Here is a 23979-nt window from a genome sequence, read left to right as displayed (position 1 = left end):
GGAGGGGTCCGGGGGCGTCAAGTGCCCCGGACGGCATCAGCGGCGCCGACGGAGGAAGGCGAGCGTGAGGAGGGCCAGGCCTGCGGATCCAAGCGGCGCGTTGGCGGGGGACTGCTGGGTGCATGAGCAGCCCTCGCCGCCCTCGCCGCCCTCGCCGTCAACGGGGAGCCCGCCGGTCTCGGCGCTGTCGTCGGTGTCGTCGCCCGGGTCGCCGTCGCCGTCGCCGTCGCCGGGATCGCCGTCGCCGTCGCCGTCGCCCGGGTCGCCGTCGCCGTCGCCGTCTCCGGGTCCGCCGCCGATCTCGTACATCTCGGCCTCGGAGCAGGCCGTGTTGCCCGCGCGGTCCTCGGCGCAGACCTGAAAGACCACCGTTCCCGAGGGGGCGCCGGGCAGCATGACCCGGAACAGGTCGCCGCCGAGGAACCAGCCCTCGACCTCGGTCCCGGCGCCGTCCGGATCAACGGTGGCGTAGGCCCGAGCGAGGCGGGGCCCCTCGTCGGTCACGGTCCGATCGCTGACGGCGAAGGTCACGGGGACCTCGGCGTCGGCCGGGGCCATGCTCGGCGCGTCGACGGCGATGATCCGCGGGGGCTGGCTGTCCGCGGGCTGGAGCATGTTGCCGAGGTAGACCTCGTCCGCGGAGCTGCACTCGCCCTGGCCGGTCACCAGATCGAGGCGGCCGTCGCCGTTGAGGTCGCCGAACTCGCCCCACAGCGTGCAGTCGGTCGGGCCCGGGAAGGAGTCGGCGACGTAGGTGAAGTTGCCGCTGCCGTCGTTCTCGAGCAGGCGCTCGGGCGTGCCGAGCGAGACGACGACCGCGTCGAAGTCGCCGTCGTCGTCGATGTCGACGCAGATGACCCCGTTGTCGTCCTCGCCGGGGTTGCCGTCGACGCGGGCGTCGGTCTCGTCACTAAAGTTGCCGGCGCCGTCGTTGATCAGCAGCTGCTCCCGGAAGCCGCCGCCGATGTTGTCGATCCACAGATCGAGGTCGCCGTCGCCGTCGACGTCGCAAGGCGCGATGTTGTAGTGGAAGTTGCTCGTCGCGGGCGGGTCGATCGAGGTCTCGGCCGTGAAGTTGCCGGTGCCGTCGTTGAGCCACAGGGCCCCGGTCCCGCCCTGGTGGGCGTTGACGATCAGATCGAGGTCGAAGTCGCGGTCGGCGTCGAAGAACTCGACGTCGTCGATGTCGCTGCCCTCGATCGAGCCCGGGATCGCGCCCATGGCCTCGGTGAACACCCCGCTGCCGTCGTTGATGTACAGGTGCCCGGGCGGGCCGTTGCTCGCGTAGCCGTCGGCCGCGAAGATGTCGAGGTCGCCGTCGCCGTCGACGTCGGCCATCCGCGCGGCCGCGCCCTGGGGGTAGTCGTTGGGCAAGCGCAGATCGGCCTCGTCGGTGAACGCCCCGCTGCCGTCGTTGATGAACAGCACGTGGGCGTTGCCCGCTCCGTCGGGCGCGTAGAGATCGGGCGCGCCGTCGCCGTCGACGTCGCCGACGGCGACCATGCGGACGTTGCCGCTGTAGTCGCCGAGCGCGGCCGCCGAGGCGTTGCTGAAGCTCCCGCTGCCGTCGTTGAGGTAGGCGACGAGGGGCTCGGGGCTGTTGTTGCCGTTGAAGAAGTCGGCGTAGTTGGCCAGGAGGATGTCGAGGTCGCCGTCGCCGTCGAGGTCGGTGACGCGCAGATGGTTGGTCCAGCACCCCTGGCCGTCGCAGGCCTGGGGATCGAGGGCGCCGTTGATGCGGTCGACGAGCGGGGCAGCCGTGGCCGTCTGGCTCAGCGAGAGCCCGGCGATCAGCGCCGCCGCGGACGCGACCTTCGCAGCGAGACCCGTGGTGTGGTCGAGGGAAGCCATCGCCGCGATGGTAGCGGCCGAAGGCGACGAACGCCGCTCACCTCGGTGATCGGGCTCACGGTGACGGAGGCGCCGGAGGCGGGAGGCGAAACAAGGCGCGGGTGTTGGCGGCCGCTCGCGCGGCGAGCTCGGCGGGCGCTTGACCGCGGAGCCCGGCCAGCGCGACGCAGGTGAAGGCCACGTTCGCGGGCTCGTTCTTGCGGCCGCGCAGGGGCTCGGGCGCCAGGTAGGGGGCGTCGGTCTCGAGCATGATGCGCTCGGTCGGGACCAGGGCCGCGGCCCGCCGCAGCTCCTCGGCCTTCTTGAACGTGGCGATGCCCGAGAACGAGATGTGCCAGCCGAGCTCGAGCCAGCGCTCGGCCTCGGCCGCGGTGCCGGTGAAGCAGTGTACGACGCCGGGGTTGTCGCGGGGCGGATGCTCGGCGAGCACGGCCCAGGCGTCGGCGTGGGCGTCGCGGATGTGCAGGACCAGCGGCATGTCGAGGGCTTTGGCCAGCTCGATCTGGCGCCCGAAGGCGACGAGCTGACCGGCCCGCGGCGAGAAGTCGTAGTGGTAGTCGAGGCCGGTCTCGCCGATCGCCACGACCTGTTCGGCGCGGGCGAGCTGCTCGATCTGGCCGAGCAGCGCGTCGTCGAGGTGGTGGGCCTCGTGGGGGTGGATCCCGACGCTCGCGAACACGTCGGCGTGGGCCTGGGCGAGCTCGACGGCGGGGGCCATGGTCTCGGGGCTGCAGCCGATGTGGACGCACTGCTCGACCCCGGCTGCGCGGGCGCGGGCGAGGGTGCCGGTGATGTCGGAGCTCATCGGCTCGTAGTCGAGGTGGCAGTGGCTGTCGATCAACCCCGGGACGAGCGGCGGTAGGGGGCGAGCTTTTTTGGACTTGGCCATGTCGTGTCATCGCGCGCTTGGGCGCGTCAACTCGATCCAGTACCACGGGGGCTTTGCTGCTGTGGAGCTGAGGGGCGGGCAGAGCGAGTTCTTTGATGAGGCGGTGTCGTGGCCGTCGAGGGTCCGCGCGTGGCCGCAGGAGGTCCGCGCGAGGACCGTCGCCTCTCCATCTGGGGTGCAGAAGCGTCTTGGTGCCTCGGCTCGGTTGTGGTCGGCTTCGCGTCGATGGTGCTTTTCGGGCGGCGATAGTCCTCGCTCGGACCTCCTGTGGCCTCTTTGCGCTCATCTTTTGGCGGTGGGTGACTCCGCTCCGAGCGGCTGAGCGCCGGGGTTGGGGGCGGGCAGCTCGCATCGCGGCCATCTCTTGGCGATGAATGACTTCGCTCGGAGCCGCTGAGCGCCGGGGGCGGTGGGCACCTTCAACGAGTTCGAGAGCGTCCTGGACTTCGGGGGGCGGCCAGCGGATGCGCGGGGGATCAGAGCGCTTGTTGATACTCGGCGACGCCCATCTCGGTTGCGAAGTCCGCGAAGAGATCCGGGCCCTCGACGCACTTGAGCGACTGCTCGAGGACTGCGGTCGTCGCGTAGTTGATGATGTGGCCCGAGATCGACGCGTCGATCAAGCTGGGATCGCAGTCGAACAAGAGCCCGGCGAGCTCGGCCCCGCAGACGCCGGTCTCGAGCGCGACCTCGAGGATGTCCTGGCCGTCGGCGTTGGTCAGCTCGCAGATGTCCGAGAACGCGAGGTGGCCGGCGTTGTCGATGCCGATCAGGCGCTTGGGCGTCGGTGAGTCTGCGTAGCCGTCTTGGGTGCCGCTGTAGGCGACGACCCCGTCGGCGAGGCCGCCGAGCAGGAGCGAGGACTCGAGCGTTGGCGTGGGCTGGACGGCCTGGTTCGCGGCCATCGGGATCGAGACGCGGACGCCGGGCTTGTCGGTCTGCTCCGAGGCTGCGCTGCCGCCCGCGCTGTGGCCACTGATCGCCACGCGGGTCTCGTCGACGAAGCCAGCGAGGAACTCGAGCTCACCGACCGGGTTGGCGAGCGCGGCCAGGACGAGGTCGGTGTCGCCGCTGAGGTCCTGGCTGGCGCCGGGCTGCGCGCAGGCGAGGGCGAGGATGTCGCGGAGCCACAGACCGACGTGGTCGGAGCTCACGACGATGAACCCGCGGCTGGCCCAGTGGGTCATCTGGGTCAGCGACTGGCTGCGCCACGAGGCCGTGCCGTGGATGAACACGACGACCGGGTAGGGGCCGTTTTGCTCGTCGAGCGCGAGCTCGGGGTAACAGTCGCAGACCTGCAGGGGGTTCTTGTCGTCGCTGATCTTGCCGGCCTCGGACTCGGGCAGGGCGTAGCGGATGTCGTAGGTCTTGGGCTCGTGTCCAGCCTCTGCGCCCCAGCTGGCCGGGTACCAGATCTCGGTCGTGACGCCCTCGATGACCACGGTCCGCGCGCCGACGGCCCACGGTCCCCGAGCGGCAGGGTCGGCTGGGACCTCGTAGAAGCTCGCGCCCGCGCAGCCTTCGACCTGCGCGGGGGCAGGGCCGGGGTCGCCGTCGCCTGAATCGCCGTCGCCGGGGTCGCCGTCGCCGTCGCCATCGCCGTCGCCGTCGCCGTCGCCAGGATCACCGTCACCGTCACCGTTGCCGCTGGTCTCGGTCTCGCTCTCGCCGTCGTGGCTGTCGCTGCTGGCGGTGCAGCCGGCCAGGGGAGCGATCGATGCGATCGATGCGATCGATGCGAGCGCGAGCGTGGGACCAATACGAGCCATCGTCGGGTCTTAGCACGCCCCTTTTGTCGCCGTCAGCTCTTTGTGCTTCGCAGCAAACCTTCGGCCAGCTCGCGCCACGATGGCTCCGGGGCGCGGGCGCCCGTGAGCGTGACCCCGCGAGCGCGCAGGGGCTGCAGGTCGTCGATCTCGCAGGCCTCGACGCCGACCTTGCGCAGCGCGGGCAGCTCGAACAGCGGGCTGAGGTCCGCGACGCTGGTGCCCGCGAGCTCGATGACCTCGAGGCGTCGGAGGCCGGCGAGGGGCTGCAGCCGACGGACGCGGGTGTAGCCGAGCTCGAGGCGCTCGAGCGCGTGGAGCCGGGCGAGCGGCTCGAGATCGGTCACGTCCGTGCAGCCGCTGAGGTCGAGCTCGCGCAGGGCCGCGAGCTCAGCTAGCGGCGCGAGCGAGCTGATGTCGGTGCTGCGCAGGTCGAGCTGCTCGAGCGCGCGCAGGTCCGCGAGCGCGTCGAGCTCGGACCAGCCTCCGTCGCGCAAGCTCAGCTCGCGCAGCTCGGTCAAGTGTGCGAGCGGAGCGAGGGCGCCGTCGCCGAGCTCACCGACGTCGGCGCGGGCCGAGAGCTCGAGGCTGCGCAGCCCGGTGAAGCCCGCGGCGAGGCCGACGACCTCACCCCGACAGCGACGCAGGCTCAGGCGCTCGAGCCGGGGCAGGGACGCGAGGGCCTCGACGCCGGTCGTCGAGCCGCCGTCGACCACGAGCTCGCGCAGCTGCTCGAGCGCGGCCAGATCCTCGAGCGAGTCGCAATGCGGGGCGCGCAGGGTCAGGGTCTCGATCGCCCGGTCGCGTAGGTGCTTGGCGATCGAGGCGAGGCCGCGGGGGCGGACGAGGACCAGCTCGCGCAGGAGCGCGGCGGTCGGGAGCTCGAGCAGGGCCGCGAGCGTGCTCGGGTGGTGTCGGGCGATCACGGCGTTGATCGCAAAGCCGCGCATCCACGTGATCTCGAGCCCGGCGTCGGCCAGCGGTCCAAGCCAGCGCCGACGCTCGCGCTCGGCCAGCTCGGCCGCGCGGTGCTCGAGGACCGAGCGCTCAAAGGGCTTCTCGCTCGCGGCGGCGCGCTGGTCGAGGGCGATCAGCTCCCCGCGGATGTCGCCCTCGGCCGCGAGCAGATCACCGAACACCGCCCACGCGTGCTCGTCGTGGGGATCGCGGCGCAGCGCGGCCTCGAGCTCGGGGCGACCCATTCTCAAAATGCTAGCAAAGCTCGACCTGCGCGACCCGAGCTCAGCGCCGGGCGAGGTCCAGCCAGATGCCGCCCTTGGCGCTCATCGTCGTCGAGATCCGCATCACGGGCTCGCGCCCGGGGATCGGCGCGAGATCCCATCGCTGCGCGACCCGGGCCAGGGCCAGGGTGCCCTCGAGCATGCCGAGGTGTTGGCCGATGCACATGTGCTGGCCGAGGCCGAAGGGCATGTACGCGTGGCGGCTGCGCGGCTGGTCGGAGCCCTCGGCGAAGCGCTCGGGATCGAAGCGCTCGGGCTCGGTCCAGGCGTGGGGATCGTGGTGGACCAGGTAGGGCGAGCACAGGACCGCGGAACCGGTCGGGATCGTGTAGCCCGCGAGCGTGCCCTCGCTCGCGGCGTTGCGCGGCAGCCAGATCCCGCTTGGGTACTTGCGCAGGGCCTCCATGAACACCTGGCGGGTGTAGGGCAGGGCGGTCGGGGTGTTCGGGACCCCCGCCGACAGGACCTCGTCGGCCTCGGCGCGCACGCGATCGAACATCTCCGGGTGACGGGCGAGCTCGTACAGACCCCAGGCGATGCTGTTGCCCGTGGTCTCGTAGCCCGCGACGAGCAGCGCGTAGGCCTCGTTGCGGATGTTCTCGATCGTGAGCCCGTCGTCCCCGGACATGTGCAGGAGCATCCCGAGCAGGTCATCGCCGAGCTCGCCGCTGGTCAGGCGCGCGTGGATGGTCTCGCGCAGGAGCTCGTCGATGACCTCGAGCTCACGCTTGAAGCGGCGGCGGCCGGGGACGGGGACCCAGCGCGGCAGGCGATCGGCGACCCAGCCCACGGCGATCCGCCCGAGCGTGTAGTCGACCGCGCCCGCGAGCTCCTCGAAGCCGGGCCGGCTGAGCTCGAGGCCCATCAGCACCGCGACACCCACGGCCATGCTCATGCGCCCGCTGACTTGATAGATGTCGCGGGGGCCGGGCTCGAGCTCGCCGAGGACCTCGACGACCATGTTGTCGATCCGGCTGGCGATCTTCGCGATCGCGCGCTGGCGAAAGTGAGGCTGGGCGCCCCGTCGTCGGCTGCGCCAGACCGCGCCCTCCGAGGTCAGCATGCTGTCCTCGCCGAACATCGGCTTCATCGGCTGGTACATGGGCCCGCCGCGGGTGAAGGTCTGGGCGCCGTCGATCAGCATCTCGGCCGCGGTGTTGGCGTCGGCTGCGATGATGAAGGAAGCTGGCCCGAGCCGAACCTCGAACAGGCCGCCGTAGTCTCGCTGCCATCGCCTCAGGGCAGCGTACTGATCGCGCAGCAGCTCCGAGAGCGCGCCCAGCGGTCCACTGGCCTCGACGCGGGGCAGGCCGCCGACGCGCGCGAGCGGGCGCGTGTCGCCGTTGTCGAGCGTGGCTGTGGATTGCGAGGCGACCATTGTGCGCACTTGTAGGGTCAATGGTGCCTCAAACACTAGCTCTCGACCCAGCACTTTTTGCCAGATCCTGATCGTCTTGGCCATGCGTGTACGCCGCTTTCCCTGCGCGAATTCAGACCGGGCGGGACGGCCGGGCGCAGGCCGGTTAGTGTCGGTGGGTGACGCCCGCCAACCGCGGTCTCGCGCCCGATGAGGCGGCCGCTCGCCTTACCCGCGACGGACCCAACGAACTGCGCCAACGACCGCCGACGCCCGCGTGGCGGGTCGTCGTGCGCCAATTCGAGAGCCCGCTGGTGCTGATCCTGCTCGCCGCGGTCGTGATCTCGGCGGCGGTCGGCGACCTCACCGATGCCGTCGCGATCACCGTGATCGTCGCGCTCAACGCCATCATTGGGTTTGCCCAGGAGCGGCGAGCCGAGCGAGCGATGGCCGCGCTGCGGGCGATGACGGCTCCGCGCGCCACCCTTCGCCGCGGCGGTGAGCTGCTCGCCGTGCCCGCCCGCGAGGTCGTTGTGGGCGATGTGCTGGTCCTGCAAGCCGGCGACGTGGTCGCCGCCGACGCGCGGGTGCTCACCTCCAACGCCTTGGCCACAAACGAGGCCGCGCTGACGGGCGAGAGCCTGCCGGTCGCCAAGCAGCGACGCGAGGGGCCGGAGGCGGGGGACCTCGCCGAGCGGCGCGGCAGCGTGTTCATGGGCACCGCGATCGCGGGCGGCACCGGTGAGGCCGTGGTCGAGGCGATCGGCATGGCGACCGAGCTCGGCCAGATCGCCGAGCTGCTGGTCGAGGACAGCGACGACAGCACCCCGCTCCAGCGTCGGTTGGCCACCGTCAGCCGGATGCTGCTCGTGGTCTGCGTGGTCCTCGTGGCCTGCGTCGCGGGGCTCGGAGCGCTGCGCGGCATGGGCTGGGAGGAGCTGCTCATGGCCTCGGTCTCGATGGCGGTGGCCGCGGTGCCCGAGGGGCTCTTGGCGATCATCACGATCGCGCTCGCGCTCGGGATGCAGCGCATGGCCGCGCGCCAGGTCCTGGTTCGGCGGCTCGCGGCCGTCGAGACCCTCGGCTCGGTCACGGTCATCTGCACCGACAAGACCGGGACCCTGACGACGGGGATCATGAGCGTGCGCGAGCTGTGGACGCCCGAGGGCGAGGCGTCCGAGCACGCGCTGCTCTACGGCGCCGCGGCCTGCTGCGACGCCGAGCTCGGCGCGGCCAGCTCTGGCCCGGGCGATGACGAGGCCGAGACCGAGGCCGGCACCGGCGACACGACCGAGCTCGCGATTCTCCGGGCCGCCCGCGCCCGGGGCATCGAGCAGGCCGAGATCGATCGCGAGCGTCCGCGCCTGGCCGAGGCGCCGTTCTCGCCCGAGCGCCGCCGGATGTCGGTGACCCGCGGCAGCGCCGACCCGGCCTCGAGCTCGGCGCCGACGCTGTGGATCAAGGGCGCCGTCGAGGTCATCGCCGAGCGCCTCCACGACCGCGAGCGGGCCGCGCCCGAGCTGCTCGCCCGGGCCGAGGACATGGCCGCGCGGGGGCTGCGAGTGCTCGCGGTCGCGATCGGAGAGGGCGAGGACGAGCAGGAGCTCGAGCTCCTCGGCCTGATCGGTCTGGCCGACCCCCCGCGCGAGCTCGCCCGTCAGGCGATCGCGGGGGCCCGCGCGGCCGGGGTTCGGACCGTGATGATCACCGGCGATCACCCGGTAACCGCGGCCGCGATCGCCCGCGAGCTCGGGTTGATCGACGCGAGCACCCCCGCCGAGGACCGCGAGGGCCTGGTCCGCGCGCGGACGACCGCCGCGCACAAGACCGAGATCGTCAAGGAGCTGCGCGAGGCGGGCGAGGTCGTGGCCATGACCGGCGACGGGGTCAACGACGCCCCGGCGATCCGCGCCGCCGACGTCGGCCTCGCGATGGGCAAGACCGCGACCGAGGTCACCCGCGAGGCCTCGGACATCGTCCTGACCGACGACGATCTGTCCAAGGTCCTCGACGCGATCCGCGAGGGCCGGGTCATCTATCAGAACATCAAGAAGGCCGTGGTCTACCTGCTCTCGGGTAATTTCTCGGAGCTCGTGATCATGCTGGTCGCCGCGGCCATGGGCATGCCCTTTCCGCTGCTGCCGCTGCACCTGCTGTGGATCAACCTCGTGACCGAGCCGCTCCCCGGGCTCGCGCTGGTCGTCGATCCGCCCGACGACGACGTCCTGCGCAGCCCGCCGCGCGACCCCGACGAGCCGCTGCTCGGCGGGCGCGAGTGGTCGATCATCGTCGCCACGGCCCTGGTTCAGACCGTGGTCGGCTTCGGGGTCTACTATTGGGCCCTCGAGCTCGACGGGCGCCCGCTGGTCGAGGCCCGGAGCCTCGCGTTCACGACCGTCGTGTGCAGCGAGCTGCTGCGCTCGTTCGCCTTTCGCAGCCCGCGGCGCCTGCTGTGGCAGATCGGGGCCTTGCGCAACCTCGGGCTCGCGGCCGTCGTCGGGGTCTCGTTGGTCCTGCAGCTGGCCCTGTTTCAGCTGCCGCTCACGCGCGAGCTGTTTGGGCTCGGGGTCCTGTCGTGGGCCGAGATCGGCGTCGTCGTCGCGATCAGCTTCATCCCCGTCAGCGTGCTCGAGCTCAGCAAGGTCGTCGCCCAGGTGATCCGCTGGGCCCGGGCGCGGTGACGAGCTGCCGGCGTCGAGCTGCGCCTGCGATCGCTCGAGGTCCCGAGCTCACCCGGAGCGATCTGGGGTGCCTTGGGTGGAGGTCCCGAGCACCTGTGAAGGGCGTGGGGGTCCGTTGACGGGTGGTCCGGACCTCGTGCGAATCGCGCCGGGGTGCCTTCGACCTCGGTCCGGACCTCGTGCGAATCACGCCGGGGTGCCCAGGACGGACTTCATACAGTCCACGGCGTCTTCTTCCGGGGCCGGTCACACGCCTCAACGCCGCTCAGGTTCACGAAGGCCTGCCTGAGGATCGCAACGAGAACCGGCAGCGCGAAGAGTCGTCTCATTGGACCTGAGTCGAGGGGCCGTCCGAAAAGGCCCCTCGCTGCGGCGGCGAAGCCCCTCCTTGTCGCGCGGGCTCAGGCGGGCGGTGCAGCGGGCGGCGAGACCTTGGCCTGTTTCCGGGCAGCGCGGGCCTGCTGGTAGGCCTCGTAGTGCATCGGGTTGAACAGGTTGGCCTGCTTGTGGTGGTAGCCGTGATAGTAGATGCCGAACCAGATCCGGTTGCCCAGCCAGAAGTAGCCGCGGTCGAGGTTGACCGGGAAGAAGCCCTCTTCGGGCTTCATCGCGTTGTGGGTCGACCAGTTGAAGTGCATCAGGTGGAGGAAGCCGATCAGCGAGGCCGGGACGAAGAAGACGAAGAAGCCGATCGGGCCGAGGAACACATACCAGCACGCGATCAGGACCAGGTTGGTCGCGTAGCTGGTGTACGCCCGGCGCCGCTCGAAGCGGCGGTTCTCGGGGGTGTCGCCGCCGTGGAGCTCGAAGAACTGGCGCTGGAGCTGGACCTCGACGTTGACGATCGTCTTCTTCACGAAGGGCCAGTAGCCGGCGGCGTCGGGGGTGATGGGGTGGGGATCCTGATCGGGATCGTCGGAGTACTTGTGGTGCCGACGATGGATGATCTCCCAGCTCGCGTAGCGGGTCAGGACCACGATCCCGCACAGCTCACCGACGAGCCGGTTGATCGGCCTCGGGAAGTTGCCGTGGCTGCAGTTGTGGATGAACACGCTGCACAGGATCTGAGCGTGGGTAGCGAGGGGCAGCAGCAGCAGGTACCACCAGTGGAATTCGGTCACGAGCCCCTGCCAGCCTGCGGCCAACATCAGCGCGAGCACGATCGACGTCATCACCAAGTAGGTGCCGTCGTACATCAAGTAGAACGCCCGCCGGTGCCGAAAGCGGACTGAAGGCTGCGCGGTGAGGGCTGCGGCGAGTGCGGTCACGGGCTGAGCTTGGATATCACAGCCCGCCGACAGACGTCGACAGCGCCTCGCTGTGCATAACCCGCGCTTTGCCGCAGTCCTGGGGCTGCCCGCGCTGGCCACCGATCCGTGAGCTGGCTCGCTCAGCTGCGTGGGCGTGGACGGAGGCGGCGCGGCTCTGCTAAGTCCGCAAGATGGCCGGCGAGATCGCGGCAGCTCGGGGGACCTGGCTGGTTCGTCGACGTGAGGAATGGCGGCAGGTCGGGATCGTCGCGGTCTACTGGGCGCTGCTCGGCGCGATGTTCTTCGCGCCCGCGGCCCGCAACGTGCTGGTGTTCGCCGCGGCCTGCTACTTCAGCTTCCTCAACTCGGTCGTGATTCACAATCACATGCATCAGGGCGTGTTCAACAACAAGCGCCTCAACCTGATGTGGCGCGCGGTGCTCAGCTTCGGCGCGCTCTACCCGGCCTCGGCCAACATCCCGGCCCACAACCTCGTCCACCATCACTTCGACGCCGACGGTGACCTCGACTGGGCCGCGCCCGATCACGTCCGCTTTCGCGTCAACGCGCTCAACTTGCTCCACTTCCCCAACGTCGCCGGGCCGCGGACCTTCGCGGGCGTGCAGCGCTGGGCCGCGAGCAGCCGCCACCCGACCTTCGTGCGTCAGTATCGGCTCGAGACCGCGTTCGCGTTCGGGCTGACCGGGCTGCTGCTGGCGGTCGACTTTTGGACCGCGCTGTTCTTCGTCGTCATCCCCCAGCTCTACGGGGCCCGCTGCATCCTGCGCATCAACCTGATTCAGCACGACCGCGTCGACGTGCACAGCGAGTGGAACCACTCGCGCAACTTCGTCGGCCGCGGGTTCAACTGGATCATGTGCAACAACGGCTATCACACGATCCATCACAACCGCGCGGGCATGCACTGGTCGGAGCTCGCGAGCGCCCACGAGCGCGAGGTCGTGCCGCGCATGGATCCGCGCCTCGATGAGCCGAGCATGGTCGGGTACCTGCTGCGGACCTACCTCCTGCGCCTGCGTCGACCGGCGGTCGAGCCCTGGCGCGAGTCCGGCCTCGACGAGACCCTCGCCAGCCGTGAGCGGCGCCGAGCCGAAGCCGACGCCTCGGCCCTCGCCGAGTCGACGCTGGTGATGAGCTGAAGCGGTGCCCGAGCTAAGTCGCGAGGTCATGGCCGCGCTCGCGCTCGCGGTGTTCTGGATCCACGTGCTGTTGATCGCCGGGGCCGCGTGGCTGGATCTGCGCGATCTGATCGGCCTGCGTCGAGCCCTGCGACCGAGCGCGACGCCGGTCGAGGGCGCGCTTGGCCTCGCGCGGGGCGTCGTCCGACGGGGCGACGGGCCCGGCCAGACCCTCGCGCGCAACGTCGTCGAGCAGATCGGGCGCGGCAAGGGCGAGGGCCTGATCCTGTTCAACGACGCGGCTCACCGCAGCGAGGTGTTTGGCGGCGAGGTCGAGCTCGACGACGGGACGCGGATCGAGATCGGGGCCGTCGCGGGCGTGGTCTGGCCCGACCGTGATGCGCGAGACAGGGCCGCGGCGCCGAGCTCGAGCGATCAGGTCGCCGAGGTCGAGGGCCAGGCCCGGCGGGCGAAGGGGTTTCGGCGTGAGGTCGAGGTCCGGGTCGGCGTGGGTCAGCGGGTGTGGGTTGGTGGGCGCTTCACCCAAGCAAAGGGCTGGCGTCTCGAGCCCGGCGTCGCGGGGAGCGAAGGGGAGGCGGTGTTGATCTCGGCGAGCGAGCTCGATCCGCGCCAGTGGCTGGGCCGGCGCTGCTGGCTGATCGTCGGGTTCATCCTCGCGGACCTGGCGATCGCAGCGGGGTGCACGGTCCTGGCTCTGTGGCCGCCGCTGTTCGACTGGGTCTCGATGATCGGGGCCGGGGCGGCGCTCGGCTTCTTCCTCGGTGTGCAGCCCTTGGGCGTGAGCCTCAACGAAGGGGTGCGGACCCCGGATCGGGCCTACCTGCGCGGCAGCTGGTCGCGTTGACCGGGCCTCGCGCGGGATGGGCGCTCAGCCGCCGTGGCGCTCGCGCCAGGCCTCGGCGGCCGCGAGCTCGGCGGTGGCCGTCGTTGAAGCTGCGCAGGTCACGGAGCGCGGACCGAGCCAGCGGGGCCGACGGGCGGAGCGCGAGGGGGTCGCTCCAGTCTCCGTTGAACTCGTGTCACAATGCCCACGAACGAAGGAGCCAAGCCACGTGAGTGAAGACCGCAACCCCGAGTCGAGCCCCGCGCGCGTCGTCAAGGACGAGGCCGAGTGGAGGGCGAAGCTGAGCCCCGAGCAGTACCACGTCACCCGCGAGGCCGGGACCGAGCGCGCGTTCACGGGCCGCTACTGGGACACGAAGACCAAGGGGGTCTACCGCTGCGTGTGCTGCGGCGCGGCGCTGTTCTCTTCGGAGCACAAGTACGACTCCGGCAGCGGCTGGCCCAGCTTCACCCAGCCCGAGGCGCCCGGGGCCGTCGTCACGCGGACCGACGCCAGCCACGGGATGGTCCGGACCGAGATCCTCTGTCAGCGCTGCGACGCCCACCTCGGCCACTCCTTCAACGATGGCCCCGCGCCCACGGGCGTGCGCTTTTGCATCAACTCGGCCTCGCTCGAACTCGACGAGGCCGAAGACTAGCGGCGCTGCCCTGAGCGAGCTCCAGCACCGCGAGGCTCGTCGACGGGCCGACTTTTTCCCCGCGCTCCGGTACAGGGGTCCTCGGTGAGCCCGACCGCGCAGGTGTTCCTCGTACCCGGCTTCTTCGGGTTTCAGACCATCGCGGGCCTGCCCTACTTCACGGGGGTCAAGTCGCTGCTGCGCGACCGCCTGGCCGAGCTCGGGCTGGCCGCGCGCGTCCACGCCCTCGACACGCTGCCGACCGCGTCGATCGAGAGCCGCGCCCGCTACCTCGGCCGCCGAATCTCGGAGATGGTGCCGGCCGACGGATCGCCGATCCACCTCGTCGGTCACTCGACCGGGGGGCTCGACGCCCGGGTGCTGCTCAGCCCGACCACGCTACCCGAGCTCGCGCCCCTGCGCGGCCGGATGCGCAGCCTGATCTCGGTCTCGACGCCCCACCACGGCACGCCCTTGGCCGACTACCTCGTGCGCCTCGAGGGCCAGAAGCTGCTGCGCCTGATCTCGCTGCTGAGCGTCCACGGGCTGCGCTTCGCCGGTCGTCCGCTCGCGACCACGATGACCCTCGGGCGGCTGGTCACGCACATCGACGAGCTGATCACCCTGCGCGAGCCGGCGCTCGACCGCGTCTACAGCCTCCTGGCCGATCCCCTGTCGCGCGAGCGCGTGCGCCCGATCGAGGAATTCTTCTCGGACGTGCGCGCCGACCAGAGCCTGCTGCGCCAGCTCAGGCCCCGGGCCATGGCCGGCTTCGATCAGCGCGTGCGCCAAAACCCCGACGTCCGCTACGCCAGCGTCCTGACCCGCGCCCGGCCGCCGCGCCTGCGCGGGACGATCGAGATCGGGATGAACCCGATCGCGCAGCTCAGCCACCTGATCTACCAGGGGCTGTACCGGCTGTGCGCGACCCAGGATCCCGCGAGCCAGGCCACGCCCGACGAGGCCCAGCGCCGCGAGCTGATCGAGACCTACGGCAAGGTCCCGGACTCGCGCGCGAGCGACGGGCTGGTCCCGACCCGCTCGCAGATCCACGCCTCGGTCATCCACGTCGCCCGCGCCGACCATCACGACGTGATCGGCTACTTCGACGATCGCAGCCACGATCCGCCCCACATCGACTGGGTCGCGACCGGCTGCGGGTTTCGGCGGCCCGACTTCGAGCGGCTGTGGGCCGACGTCGCGGGCTTCATCGCGCGGCGCGGGGTGGGCTCAAGCTCCGCGGGCGCCTGACTCGCGGCTGGTGTTGGTCTGCGTGGCGACGAGGCGGGCGACGAGCACGACGAGGTAGATCTGGCCGATCAGCGCCTGCATCCCGACCAGCGCCTGGGTCAGCGGGTGCGTCGGCGTGGTGTCGCCGAAGCCGAGGGTCGTGAGGGTCACGAAGCTGAAATAAAGGGCCCGATCGAGGCGGACGCCGTCGACGAGCGCGACGTTGAACGAGCCCGGAAGCGCGATGTCGGCGATCGCGTAGATCAGCGCCCAGGCGAAGCCCAGGAGGTAGTAGCCAGACAGCGCCGCGAAGATCGTGTCGACGGTGACCTGCCGGGCTCGGATCGTCCAGCGGATGACCACGACCGCGGTCAGGGCGATGAGCGCGGCGTGAAACACCAGCCAGTAGCCGCGCCAGCTCGGGCTGTCCTCGCTGGCGATCAGCCCGGCGGTCGACAGCGCGCTGACGAGCACGAGGGCGAGGTAGGCGACGCGCAGGGGAGGGCGCTCGAGCGTGATCCAGCCGGCCACGCCGACGACCCCGACGAAGCCGACGCCCGCGATTAGGTTGAGCCACCCGACATCGCGAAATATCGGCAGCGCGACGTGGAGGGCCAGCGTCAACACGAACAGCGCGATGAAGCGGCCCTCGCGGTCGTGGCCGCGCTCCTGTGGTGCCCCGCGCTTCATCTCGCGTCCAGCATAGTCGGCGAATGAGAGCGGAGCCGCGACGTCGTCGGCGCCGCGGCGTCGACGACAATTTGCCGGGCGCGTCCGCTTGTTCGGCTCGAGATGCGTGCCACCCATCTGTCATGCCAAGGTTGCGCCGTGGACCGTGGGCGCGGGCGCTGCTCGGTCTGTCCGTGTGGGTCTCGCCTGCCTGCGGCGAGCGAGGGCCCGAGCCGGTCGAGGCGCCTCGCCCGGTCAAGACCTTCGAGCTCGGCGCGGCGGACGACGGCTTCAGCCGCGAGTGGCCCGGTCGCGTCGAGCCCACGCAAAACGCCGAGATGTCCTTCGCCGTCGCTGGCGACATCGTCGAGCTGCCGGTCGAAGAGGGCATGCTGGTCGCCAAGGACCAGCTGCTAGCGACGCTCGACGCGCGCCACTTTCGTGCCCGCCTCGATCGCGCGCGGGCCCAGCTTCGCTTCGACCAGACCGAGTACGAGCGCAGCGCGACCCTGGTCGAGCGCGGCGCCGTGGCCCGGGCCGAGCTCGACCGTCGGACCCGAGCCCTGGCCGTGAGCGAGGCCGAGCTCGCCGAGGCCAAGAAGGCGCTCGCAGACACCGAGCTGGTCGCGCCCTTCGCCGGGACCGTGGCCAAGAAGCTGGTCGACAATTTTCAGAGCGTCGCGGCCAAGCAGCCCGTGGTCGTCATTCAGGACGCGACCAGCCTCGAGATCGTCACCCACGTCTCGCAGCGTGACTACGCGGCGGCCAAGCCGGGCCTGACGGTCGCGGAGCGCAGCGAGCGGGCCGCCGGCCGGGTCCACGTGGTCCTCGACACCCTCCCGGAGCTGCTGATCCCCGCGCGGCTCAAGGAGCTCGCCACGGTCCCCGATCCGATCACGGGGACCTATGAGGTCACCTGGTCGTTCGACCCGCCGCAGGACGTGATGATCACGCCGGGCATGACCGCGAAGGTCATCGTCGCCGGGCTCGCGCCTGAGGCGGTCGAGGCTCGCGCCGTGCTCGTGCCGATCGAGGCGCTGGTCGGGTCCGACGAGGGCGGCGCGCAGGTCTGGGTCATCGAGCCCGAGACGATGACCGTGGCCCGCGCCGAGGTCGAGACCGGGGCCGCGATCGGGGGCTCGGTCGAGGTCCGCGCGGGCCTCGACGGCGACGAGCTGATCGCAACCACGGGTGTCCACGCCCTGCGCGACGGGCTCGTCGTGACGCGCTTCGAGGATCTCTACGGCCGACCATGAACAGCGCGCTCAACCTCGCCGAGCTGGCGATCCGGGCCAAGACCGTGACCCTGGCCTTCGCGCTGGTCTTGCTGGTCGGTGGCGTGACCTCGTTCATGGGCCTCGCCCGGCTCGAGGACCCCGAGCTGACGATCAAGGACGCCCTCGTGGTCACGCCCTACCCGGGCGCGAGCGCGGCCGAGGTCGAGGCCGAGGTCAGCGACCGCGTCGAGCAGGCCGCCCAGGCCCTGGCCCAGACCAAGCACGTCCGGTCCAACTCGATGCCCGGCATGTCGATCGTCAAGGTCACGATCGAGGATCACTACGACTCGAGCGAGCTGCCCCAGGTCTGGGACGAGCTGCGCCGCAAGGTCACCGACATCCAGGGCCAGCTCCCGCCCGGCGCCGGGCCCTCGGTCGTCAACGACGACTTCGGCGACGTCTACGGCGTGTTCGTGGCGATCACCGGGCCCGAGTACGCCCCCGCGGAGCTCGAGGAGTACGCCAAGCAGCTGCGGCGCGAGCTGTTGCTGGTCGAGGACGTCGCCAAGGTCGAGCTCGTGGCGGCGATCCCCGAGGTCGTCTACGTCGAGATGAGCGCCGAGGCCAAGCTTCAGACCGGGCTGTCCCCGGAGCAGATCGGGCGGGTGCTCGGGGCCAAGAGCCTCGTCGCCGATGGCGGGCGTGTCGCGGTCGGCCCCGAGTTCGTCCGGATCGAGCCGAGCGGCGGGGTCCGCAGCGTCGCGGACTACGAGGCCGTGCTGATCGAGAACCCGCAGTCCGGCGCGCTGGTCCGGCTCGGCGACGTCGCGACGATCCGCCGGGGCTACCGTGACCCGCCCGCGCAGCTGCTGCGGGTCGACGGCGAGCGGGCGCTCGGGCTGGCGATCTCGACCGCCCCCGGCGGCAACGTCGTGACCATGGGCGAGGCCCTGACCGCGCGGGCCGCCGAGCTCGACTACCTCCGGCCCCACGGCGTGGACTTCCACGTCATCGCGCTCCAGTCCCGAGCCGTGACCGCGGCGATCGACGCGTTCACGATCAACCTGGCCGCCGCGGTCGGCATCGTGATCGTCGTGCTGCTCCTGTTCATGGGCCTGCGCAGCGGGCTGATCATCGGCGGCGTCCTGGTCCTGACGATCAGCGGGACCTTCATCTTGATGGCGATCGGCGACATCGCGCTCCAGCGGATCTCGCTCGGGGCCCTGGTCATCGCGCTCGGGATGCTCGTCGACAACGCGATCGTCGTGACCGACGGGACCCTCGCCGGGCTCGCGCGCGGCCAGACGGCGCGGATGGCCGCGGTCGCGACCGTCAAGCAGACCGCGACCCCGCTGCTGATCGCTACGCTCATCGCGATCGCGAGCTTCGCCGCGATCGGGACCTCCGACGACGCGACCGGCGAGTACTGCGGGTCGCTCTACCAGGTCCTGCTCTACTCGCTGTCGCTGAGCTGGGTGACGGCGATGACCGTCACGCCGGTCCTGTGCGTGATGTTCCTGAGGCCGCCGCGAGCCAGGCCGGAGGTCGTCGATCGGCCCGAGCGCCCGCGCCTGGCCGGGGCCTACGAGCGGGTGCTCGCAGCCGCCCTGCGCCGCCGCGGGCTCACGCTGCTCGTCGCCTTTGGTCTGTTGGTGGCGGCCGTCGTCGGCTTCGGCCAGGTCGATCAGAGCTTCTTCCCGGACTCGACGCGCCCGCAGTTCATGGTCGACTACTTCGCGCCGCGCGGCACCCACATCGAGCAGACGGAGCTTCAGCTCGGCGAGATCGAGGCCTGGATCGGCGAGCGTGACGGCGTCACCCAAGTCGCGACGGTCGTCGGTCAGGGCGCGCCGCGCTTCTTGCTGACCTACGCGCCCGAGGAGCCGGACAGCGGCTACGGTCAGATCTTCGTCGAGGTCGACGACTACGCGAAGATCCCCGGGCTCCAGGCCGAGATCCAGGCCGCGCTCGAGACCCGCTTCGTCGACGGCGAGGGCAACACCAAGCTGTTCATGCTCGGGCCCGGCGAGGGCGGCAAGATCCAGATACGCCTCAGCGGCCCCGATCCCGATCGCCTCCGGGCGCTCGCGGGCCAGGTCATGGACATCCTCGAGGACGCGGGCGCCCGCGGGGTCCGCAACGACTGGCGCGAGCGGGTCGAGGCCCTGCGACCGCTGCTCGCCGAGGAGCCCGCGCGGCTCGCGGGCGTCGATCGTCGGGCCGTGGCCGAGGCGATCCACGCGACCTTCGAGGGCCGCACGATCGGGGTCTATCGCGAAGGCGACAGGCTCTTGCCCCTGATCGCCCGGGCGCCCGAGCACGAGCGCGATGACGTCGCCCAGCTCGGCAACGCGCAGGTCTGGTCCCCGACCGCGCGGCGCTGGATCCCGATCCGCCAGGTCGTCGCGGGCGTCACGATCGTCGAGGTCGACGACCTGATCCGCCGCCGCGATCGGATCCCGACGATGACGATCCACGCCGACCCGCCCCTCGCTGGCCTCGCCGATCAGCTGCTCGCGCGCGTGGTCCCGGACATCGAGGCGATCGACTATCCCCAGGGCTACGGCTTCGAGCTCGGCGGCGAGTATGAGAAGTCGAGCGACGCGCGGGCGGCGATGGCCCTGAGCGTGGTCCTGTTCGGGGTCCTGATGATCCTGATGACGATCGTGCTGTTCAACGCCGTGGGTCAGGCCCTGGTCATCTGGCTGTGCGTGCCGCTGTCGATCGTCGGCGTGACCGCCGGGCTGCTGATCACCGACAACCCCTTCGGGTTCATGGCCACGCTCGGGCTCCTGAGTCTGGTCGGCATGATGATCAAGAACTCGATCGTGCTGATCGACGAGATTGACCTGCAGATCGGCGAGGGCGTGCCTCGCTTCGCGGCCGTGATCGCGGCCTCGGCCAGCCGCGTGCGTCCGGTCGGCATGGCCGCGCTGACGACCATGCTCGGGATGATCCCGCTGTTCACCGACGCCTTCTTCGTGTCGATGGCGGTCACGATCGTGTTCGGGCTTGGCTTCGCTACGATCCTGACCTTGCTCGTGGTCCCCGTGGTCTACGCGACCGTGTTTCGCGTGGCCGAGGAGGAGGTCTGAGGCGTGGGCCCACGGCTGGCGATCGCCGCGCTGCTGGTCAGCGTGCTCGCGCAGCTCACGGCCTGCGTGCACGCCCGCGACTTCCGGGCGGCCGACGAGCGCATGACCCCGCACAGCGCCTACGCCGAGCACGCCCGCGTCCGCCTCGACCTCGAGCTGCTCGGGCCCGAGCCCTACAATTTCGTGCTCAACACGGGCGTGACCGTGGCCGCGGTCCCCGACCGCCTCGACCTCTCGCTCAACCTCGCCCACGCGGGGATCGGCGCGCTCAGCTTCCAGTCCAAGTTCACGCTGGTCGACTCGCGGTGGTTCGGCCTCGGTGGTCGCGTTGGGTTGACCTACGTCAACCCGCGCACGTTTTGGTTTCTACCGCGAGACCTGCGCGAGGTCCTCGGCTCGTTCAACCTCATGTCGGTGCCGGTCGAGCTGTGGACCAGCTACCCGGTCGCGCGCTGGGTCGTGTTTCATTTGGGCCTGAGCTACCGCCACGCCGCGCTCTGGGGCCGCTACGAGGGCGACGAGCTCCTCGCCGATTCGAACATCGCCCAGCGCTCGTTTGGCTTCGCGCCCTACCTCGACCTGTTCATCGCCGAGCGCGTCGCGATCATCCTCGGCGCGCGGCTGCCAGTGTTCATGCAGGCCGTCGCGCGCAACGACGTCGAGTCCGAGCTCGGGCCGGGCCTGCGCGTGGGCGTTCGCTCTGTCGAGTGGGTCGACCTGCGCTTCACCGACGCCTTCCGGGCCGAGCTCGGCGCCGAGACGCGCTTTGGCGCCAACACCCACCTGCGGCTCTCGGTCAACGTCGGCGCGTTTCGGCCCCTCGGCGTGCTCCTGGTCGCGCCCTCACTCAACCTCTACTGGCGGTTCAAATGACACGCGCGGCGCTCGTCCTTTTCGCCCTCGTCTCGGGCCTCGCCTGCCTCCCGGATCCGGCCCCGATCCAGTGGGCGCCCGTCGACATCGAGGCGCTCCGCGAGCAGCTCGCCAACCCGAGCGGCGAGGTCTCCGAGGCGACGACCGACGAGGTCGCGGCCCGCTTCGTTCGGCGCCGTGAGGCTCACCGCGCGATCGGCAACTACATCCACGGCGTGTTCGCGGGCGAGGGGGAGGGCGCGTCGGCTCGCTTCGTCACACCCCGGGCCCTGAGCGGGACGAGCGTCTATGCGCTGGTGGCCTGCCCGGGGCCGGATCTCCGCGCCGCGGACGTCGGCTTCGCGTACGGCGCGATCCGCCTCGACTCGCCGACCTTGACCGAGGAGCTGATCGCAAGCCGGAGCTTTGGCGGGGATCTGCTGCTGAGCTTCAGCGGCTGTCAGATCGCCGGCTTCACCTTCGACGGCAGCGCGCCCGCCCACTTCGATGATGATCGCCTCGAGCTCGCGGTGGATCTGAACATCGACTACCGCAACGAGGCCGCGGGGATCGAGCGGTCGCTGAGCGAGCCGCTCCTCGTTGGGCTGGCGTGGACGAAGATCCTGTTCACGCTCGAGTCCGGCGACACGCTCACGATCGAGTGGGCGCCGCTCGAGCTGAGCCTCGAGCTCGTCGGGGCCAACGGGTCGCTGACCTGCGAGGTCGTCGGGGCCGGGCTCGACTGCGAGCCGCCGTGAATGGGGGCTGGGTAGATAACGATGGGCGCGACAGGACTTGAACCTGTGACTTCCACCGTGTGAAGGTGGCACTCTACCAACTGAGTTACGCGCCCGAGAACGGGAACGGGCTTCTAGCAAGCTTCGTGGTGCCTTGCAAGCCGGCGCGCGCCGAGCCATGCTCCGCGCGTGAGTGAGTTCAAGCGCGAAGTCGTGAGCAGCGATCGAGCCCCGGCCGCGGTCGGCAACTACAACCAGGGCATCGTCGTGTCCGGCGCTCGGACCCTCTACGCCTCGGGCCAGATCGGCCTCGTCCCCGGCAAGCCCGAGCTCGGGATCCCCGGCGACGTCGCCCAGCAGACCGAGCAGGTCCTCGACAACCTCGGCGCGGTGCTCGAGGCCGCGGGCATGGGCTTCGCCAACGTCGCGCGCGCCACGATCTACCTGGCCAACATGAGCGACTTCACGACGGTCGACGAGATCTACGGCCGCCGCTTCGAGCCCGGGTTGCACCCCGCGCGCGTGACGATCGAGGCCGCGGCGCTGCCCAAGGGGGCTCTGGTCGAGATCGACGTCGTCGCCGTCGCTTAGAGCGCGCAGGGTGCGAGCGAGCGGCAGATGCCCTCGCCGAAGGCGCAGCATTCCGCTAGTCTATGCGTGAGATGCGCGGTGCGCCGACCCGATGATCCGACTCCACGCCAAGAACTGGACGGTCCGCGGCGACCTGATGGTGTGCTTCTTCCTGCCCGGGCCGCTCACGACCGAGGTCTGGCAGGACTGCTGCGACACGATCGCGTCGCCCGAGGTGACCAAGCTGCTCGTGGCCTCGATCGGCGCGGTCGAGATCGACGCCAACCAGCGTCGGCAGATCAACGAGGCGCTGAGGACCCCGCCGACCACCGCGACCGCGGTCGTGACCGACGAGGCGATCGTGCGCGGCCTGATGACCGCGACCGCGTGGCTCGGCCGCATCGACATCAAGGCCTTCCCCTGGCACAAGCTCGCCGAAGCCGTCGACCACCTCGCACCGGTCGGGCTCAGCGTCGCAGAGGCGCTCGATCTGGTCGACCTCGTCCGCCACCGCGCCGAGGACGATGAAGACAGGTAGACGATCACCGAGCGGTCGCCCGCTTGCCGCGGTGCTGGGTTCTCGAGCAGCCTGCTAGCGGTTGGGGCCTCGGGGGGCGCACGAGTCGGTCCCGACCGCGCTGGCGGTGTGGATCGAGCGCGCAGCGCAGATCAACTTGGCCGCGTGGCCCGACTTGGCGCGCGCAGACTCGCCGTCGTCGGCCGAGGGGGGCGCGGGGTCGCGGGGCGAGGTGGCTTCGCCGAGCGTCGCGCTCTCGGGCACGAAGCCCCAGCCGCAGGCGAAGGTGGCGGCCACGGCTGCGGTCATGAGCACCGGGCGGACGTGACGACGGCGACGGAGGGGGGCGGGGCGCTCGAGCTCGTGGATGAGCTCCGCCATGGTCTCGAAGCGATGACTGGGCTCGAAGCTCAGGCCGCGCGCGAGCGCCGAGACGAGCTGTTGCGGGGCGCTCGGGCGGCTGCCCCGGGGCCCATGCTGAATCGAGCGGTAGCGGGGGAGGGGCGCTGCGCCCGTGAAGGGGTTGGCGCCCGTGAGCGCCTCCCACAGCACGACGCAAAACGAGAATTGATCGCTGCGCTCGTCGTTGTCGCGGCCGGCGATGCGCTCGGGGGCCATGTACTCCAGCGTTCCTGCGGACGAGCGGCCGGGCTCGAGCTCGCGCCACCGCTGAGGTCCGAGCTCGCTCCCGAGCGCGTCCGGGCCCCCACGCACGCGGTGGCCGAGGCCGAAGTTGATGACGACGACGCGGCCTTCCGTCGTGACCATCACGTTGCGCGGCTTGAAGTCGCGGTGGGCGAGGCCGGCCTGATGGGCCGCGCTCAGGCCACGTCCGGCGTCGAGTAGGCGCTCGAGGGTCTCCGCGGATGCCGGCCCGCCCTGTAGCCAGTGGCTGATGTCGCGGCCGTGAAGGAGCTCGAGGACGATGTAGCTGCCGCCCGCGCCCGGGCCGAAACCCCGGCCCACGTCATGAACCGTGACGACGTTGCGGTGCGCGACCTTGGCGAGGATCCGGGCCTCGCGCTCGGCCACGGCGAGCTCGCCCGGCTCGAGCAGCTTGACGGCGACCTCGCGGACCAGGGTGTGGTCGTACGCGCGGTAGATGGAGCCGGTCGCGCCGCGGCTGAGCCGGTCGAGGAGCTCGTAGCGCCCCGCGATCAGGGGCGTGTCGTCGGCCTCGAACGACCCGGAGTCGAAGCTTTCGTCCTCGTCCTCGACAGCTCGAAGCAACGCACCCACGGCCCACCTTCAATAACATGGGTTGAGTCAAAATGTGCAAATACAGATTGATCGCCTCGTTGCCTTTGCGCACGGTCGAGGTAGAGGACGGGCGGTGCGTACGCCGCTGAACGGACTCCAATCGCTCCCTGGGATGTTTTGACACAGGGTGGGGCGATTTGCCACGCACTGTTCCTTTGGCCATTCGTCGATCTCATG

At 70.7% G+C, this 23979-nt stretch carries 19 protein-coding genes and 1 tRNA gene; 11 read left to right on the top strand and 9 right to left on the bottom strand.

Annotated elements, in window-relative coordinates; all coding sequences use genetic code 11:
* Nucleotides 1-36 precede the first annotated feature (36 nt).
* The 5 genes from ENSA5_RS01430 to ENSA5_RS01410 form a co-directional block, all read right to left on the bottom strand.
* Complete coding sequence (locus tag ENSA5_RS01430; RefSeq protein WP_106389753.1) at nt 37-1851, bottom strand: FG-GAP repeat domain-containing protein; 1815 nt, start codon at nt 1849-1851, stop codon at nt 37-39.
* Between the two features lie 55 nt (nt 1852-1906).
* Nucleotides 1907-2740 (bottom strand): TatD family hydrolase, encoded by an 834-nt coding sequence (locus ENSA5_RS01425; RefSeq protein ID WP_106389752.1) that lies wholly within the window; start codon nt 2738-2740, stop codon nt 1907-1909.
* 476 nt (nt 2741-3216) lie between these two features.
* Nucleotides 3217-4509 carry an alpha/beta hydrolase gene (locus tag ENSA5_RS01420; protein ID WP_106389751.1) on the bottom strand — a complete coding sequence of 431 codons (1293 nt, stop codon included), beginning with the start codon at nt 4507-4509 and terminating at the stop codon, nt 3217-3219.
* A 32-nt stretch (nt 4510-4541) separates the two neighbouring features.
* On the bottom strand, nt 4542-5708 hold the full coding sequence (locus ENSA5_RS01415) for a leucine-rich repeat domain-containing protein (protein WP_106389750.1): 1167 nt from the start codon (nt 5706-5708) through the stop codon (nt 4542-4544).
* A gap of 40 nt (nt 5709-5748) precedes the next feature.
* Nucleotides 5749-7125: a cytochrome P450 gene (locus ENSA5_RS01410; protein ID WP_181197163.1), complete on the bottom strand. Its 1377-nt coding sequence runs from the start codon at nt 7123-7125 to the stop codon at nt 5749-5751.
* Nucleotides 7126-7283: 158 nt separating this feature from the next.
* Between ENSA5_RS01410 and ENSA5_RS01405 the strand changes: the two genes are divergently transcribed.
* The gene (locus ENSA5_RS01405) at nt 7284-9785 is read left to right on the top strand and encodes a cation-translocating P-type ATPase (protein WP_106389748.1); all 2502 of its coding nucleotides are present in this window, start codon (nt 7284-7286) and stop codon (nt 9783-9785) included.
* Between the two features lie 401 nt (nt 9786-10186).
* Here the strand turns inward: ENSA5_RS01405 and ENSA5_RS01400 are convergent, their stop codons facing one another.
* A complete protein-coding gene (locus ENSA5_RS01400) occupies nt 10187-11053 on the bottom strand; it encodes a fatty acid desaturase family protein (RefSeq protein WP_258182693.1) in 867 nt (288 codons plus the stop codon).
* Nucleotides 11054-11226: 173 nt separating this feature from the next.
* Here ENSA5_RS01400 and ENSA5_RS01395 point away from each other — a divergent pair, with 173 nt between their 5' ends.
* The 4 genes from ENSA5_RS01395 to ENSA5_RS01380 all read left to right on the top strand — a co-directional run bounded on the left by ENSA5_RS01395 (nt 11227) and on the right by ENSA5_RS01380 (nt 14906).
* Nucleotides 11227-12195 (top strand): fatty acid desaturase, encoded by a 969-nt coding sequence (locus tag ENSA5_RS01395; RefSeq protein ID WP_106389746.1) that lies wholly within the window; start codon nt 11227-11229, stop codon nt 12193-12195.
* Nucleotides 12196-12199: 4 nt separating this feature from the next.
* Nucleotides 12200-13039, top strand: coding sequence for a hypothetical protein (locus tag ENSA5_RS01390; protein WP_146155202.1), 840 nt, complete (start codon nt 12200-12202; stop codon nt 13037-13039).
* Nucleotides 13040-13247: 208 nt separating this feature from the next.
* Entirely contained in the window at nt 13248-13676 is a 429-nt protein-coding gene (gene msrB, locus ENSA5_RS01385; protein ID WP_258182692.1) for a peptide-methionine (R)-S-oxide reductase MsrB, read from the top strand.
* A gap of 84 nt (nt 13677-13760) precedes the next feature.
* Nucleotides 13761-14906: an esterase/lipase family protein gene (locus ENSA5_RS01380; RefSeq protein ID WP_106389743.1), complete on the top strand. Its 1146-nt coding sequence runs from the start codon at nt 13761-13763 to the stop codon at nt 14904-14906.
* Here ENSA5_RS01380 and ENSA5_RS01375 read toward each other — a convergent pair.
* A complete protein-coding gene (locus tag ENSA5_RS01375; RefSeq protein WP_181197161.1) occupies nt 14886-15575 on the bottom strand; it encodes a potassium channel family protein in 690 nt (229 codons plus the stop codon). The two genes, ENSA5_RS01380 and ENSA5_RS01375, sit on opposite strands and share 21 nt — an antisense overlap.
* Before the next feature lie 122 nt (nt 15576-15697).
* Here ENSA5_RS01375 and ENSA5_RS01370 point away from each other — a divergent pair, with 122 nt between their 5' ends.
* From ENSA5_RS01370 to ENSA5_RS01355, 4 genes are read left to right on the top strand one after another with little or no spacing between them, the layout of a single operon-like run.
* On the top strand, nt 15698-16810 hold the full coding sequence (locus ENSA5_RS01370; RefSeq protein ID WP_181197159.1) for an efflux RND transporter periplasmic adaptor subunit: 1113 nt from the start codon (nt 15698-15700) through the stop codon (nt 16808-16810).
* Nucleotides 16807-19866 carry an efflux RND transporter permease subunit gene (locus ENSA5_RS01365; protein WP_106389741.1) on the top strand — a complete coding sequence of 1020 codons (3060 nt, stop codon included), beginning with the start codon at nt 16807-16809 and terminating at the stop codon, nt 19864-19866. The genes ENSA5_RS01370 and ENSA5_RS01365 overlap by 4 nt, the downstream gene beginning before the upstream one ends.
* Before the next feature lie 3 nt (nt 19867-19869).
* Nucleotides 19870-20739: a hypothetical protein gene (locus tag ENSA5_RS01360; protein WP_106389740.1), complete on the top strand. Its 870-nt coding sequence runs from the start codon at nt 19870-19872 to the stop codon at nt 20737-20739.
* Nucleotides 20736-21476 (top strand): hypothetical protein, encoded by a 741-nt coding sequence (locus ENSA5_RS01355; protein ID WP_106389739.1) that lies wholly within the window; start codon nt 20736-20738, stop codon nt 21474-21476. The genes ENSA5_RS01360 and ENSA5_RS01355 overlap by 4 nt, the downstream gene beginning before the upstream one ends.
* 22 nt (nt 21477-21498) lie before the next feature.
* Here ENSA5_RS01355 and ENSA5_RS01350 read toward each other — a convergent pair.
* Nucleotides 21499-21571: transfer RNA gene (locus ENSA5_RS01350), tRNA-Val, on the bottom strand.
* A 73-nt stretch (nt 21572-21644) separates the two neighbouring features.
* Here ENSA5_RS01350 and ENSA5_RS01345 point away from each other — a divergent pair.
* Together ENSA5_RS01345 and ENSA5_RS01340 are read left to right on the top strand one after the other, a co-directional pair.
* Nucleotides 21645-22046, top strand: a complete 402-nt coding sequence (locus ENSA5_RS01345) for a Rid family detoxifying hydrolase (RefSeq protein WP_106389738.1) — start codon at nt 21645-21647, stop codon at nt 22044-22046.
* 91 nt (nt 22047-22137) lie between these two features.
* On the top strand, nt 22138-22563 hold the full coding sequence (locus tag ENSA5_RS01340; RefSeq protein WP_106389737.1) for an STAS/SEC14 domain-containing protein: 426 nt from the start codon (nt 22138-22140) through the stop codon (nt 22561-22563).
* 54 nt (nt 22564-22617) lie between these two features.
* Here ENSA5_RS01340 and ENSA5_RS01335 read toward each other — a convergent pair whose 3' ends face one another.
* Nucleotides 22618-23781, bottom strand: coding sequence for a serine/threonine-protein kinase (locus ENSA5_RS01335; RefSeq protein WP_106389736.1), 1164 nt, complete (start codon nt 23779-23781; stop codon nt 22618-22620).
* Between the last annotated feature and the right edge of the window lie 198 nt (nt 23782-23979).

This window comes from Enhygromyxa salina (genome assembly GCF_002994615.1).
Taxonomy (GTDB): Bacteria; Myxococcota_A; Polyangia; order Nannocystales; family Nannocystaceae; genus Plesiocystis; species Plesiocystis salina_A.
The sequence above is the reverse complement of the archived record's forward strand: the minus strand, read 5'-3'. Positions and strand labels throughout refer to the sequence as shown.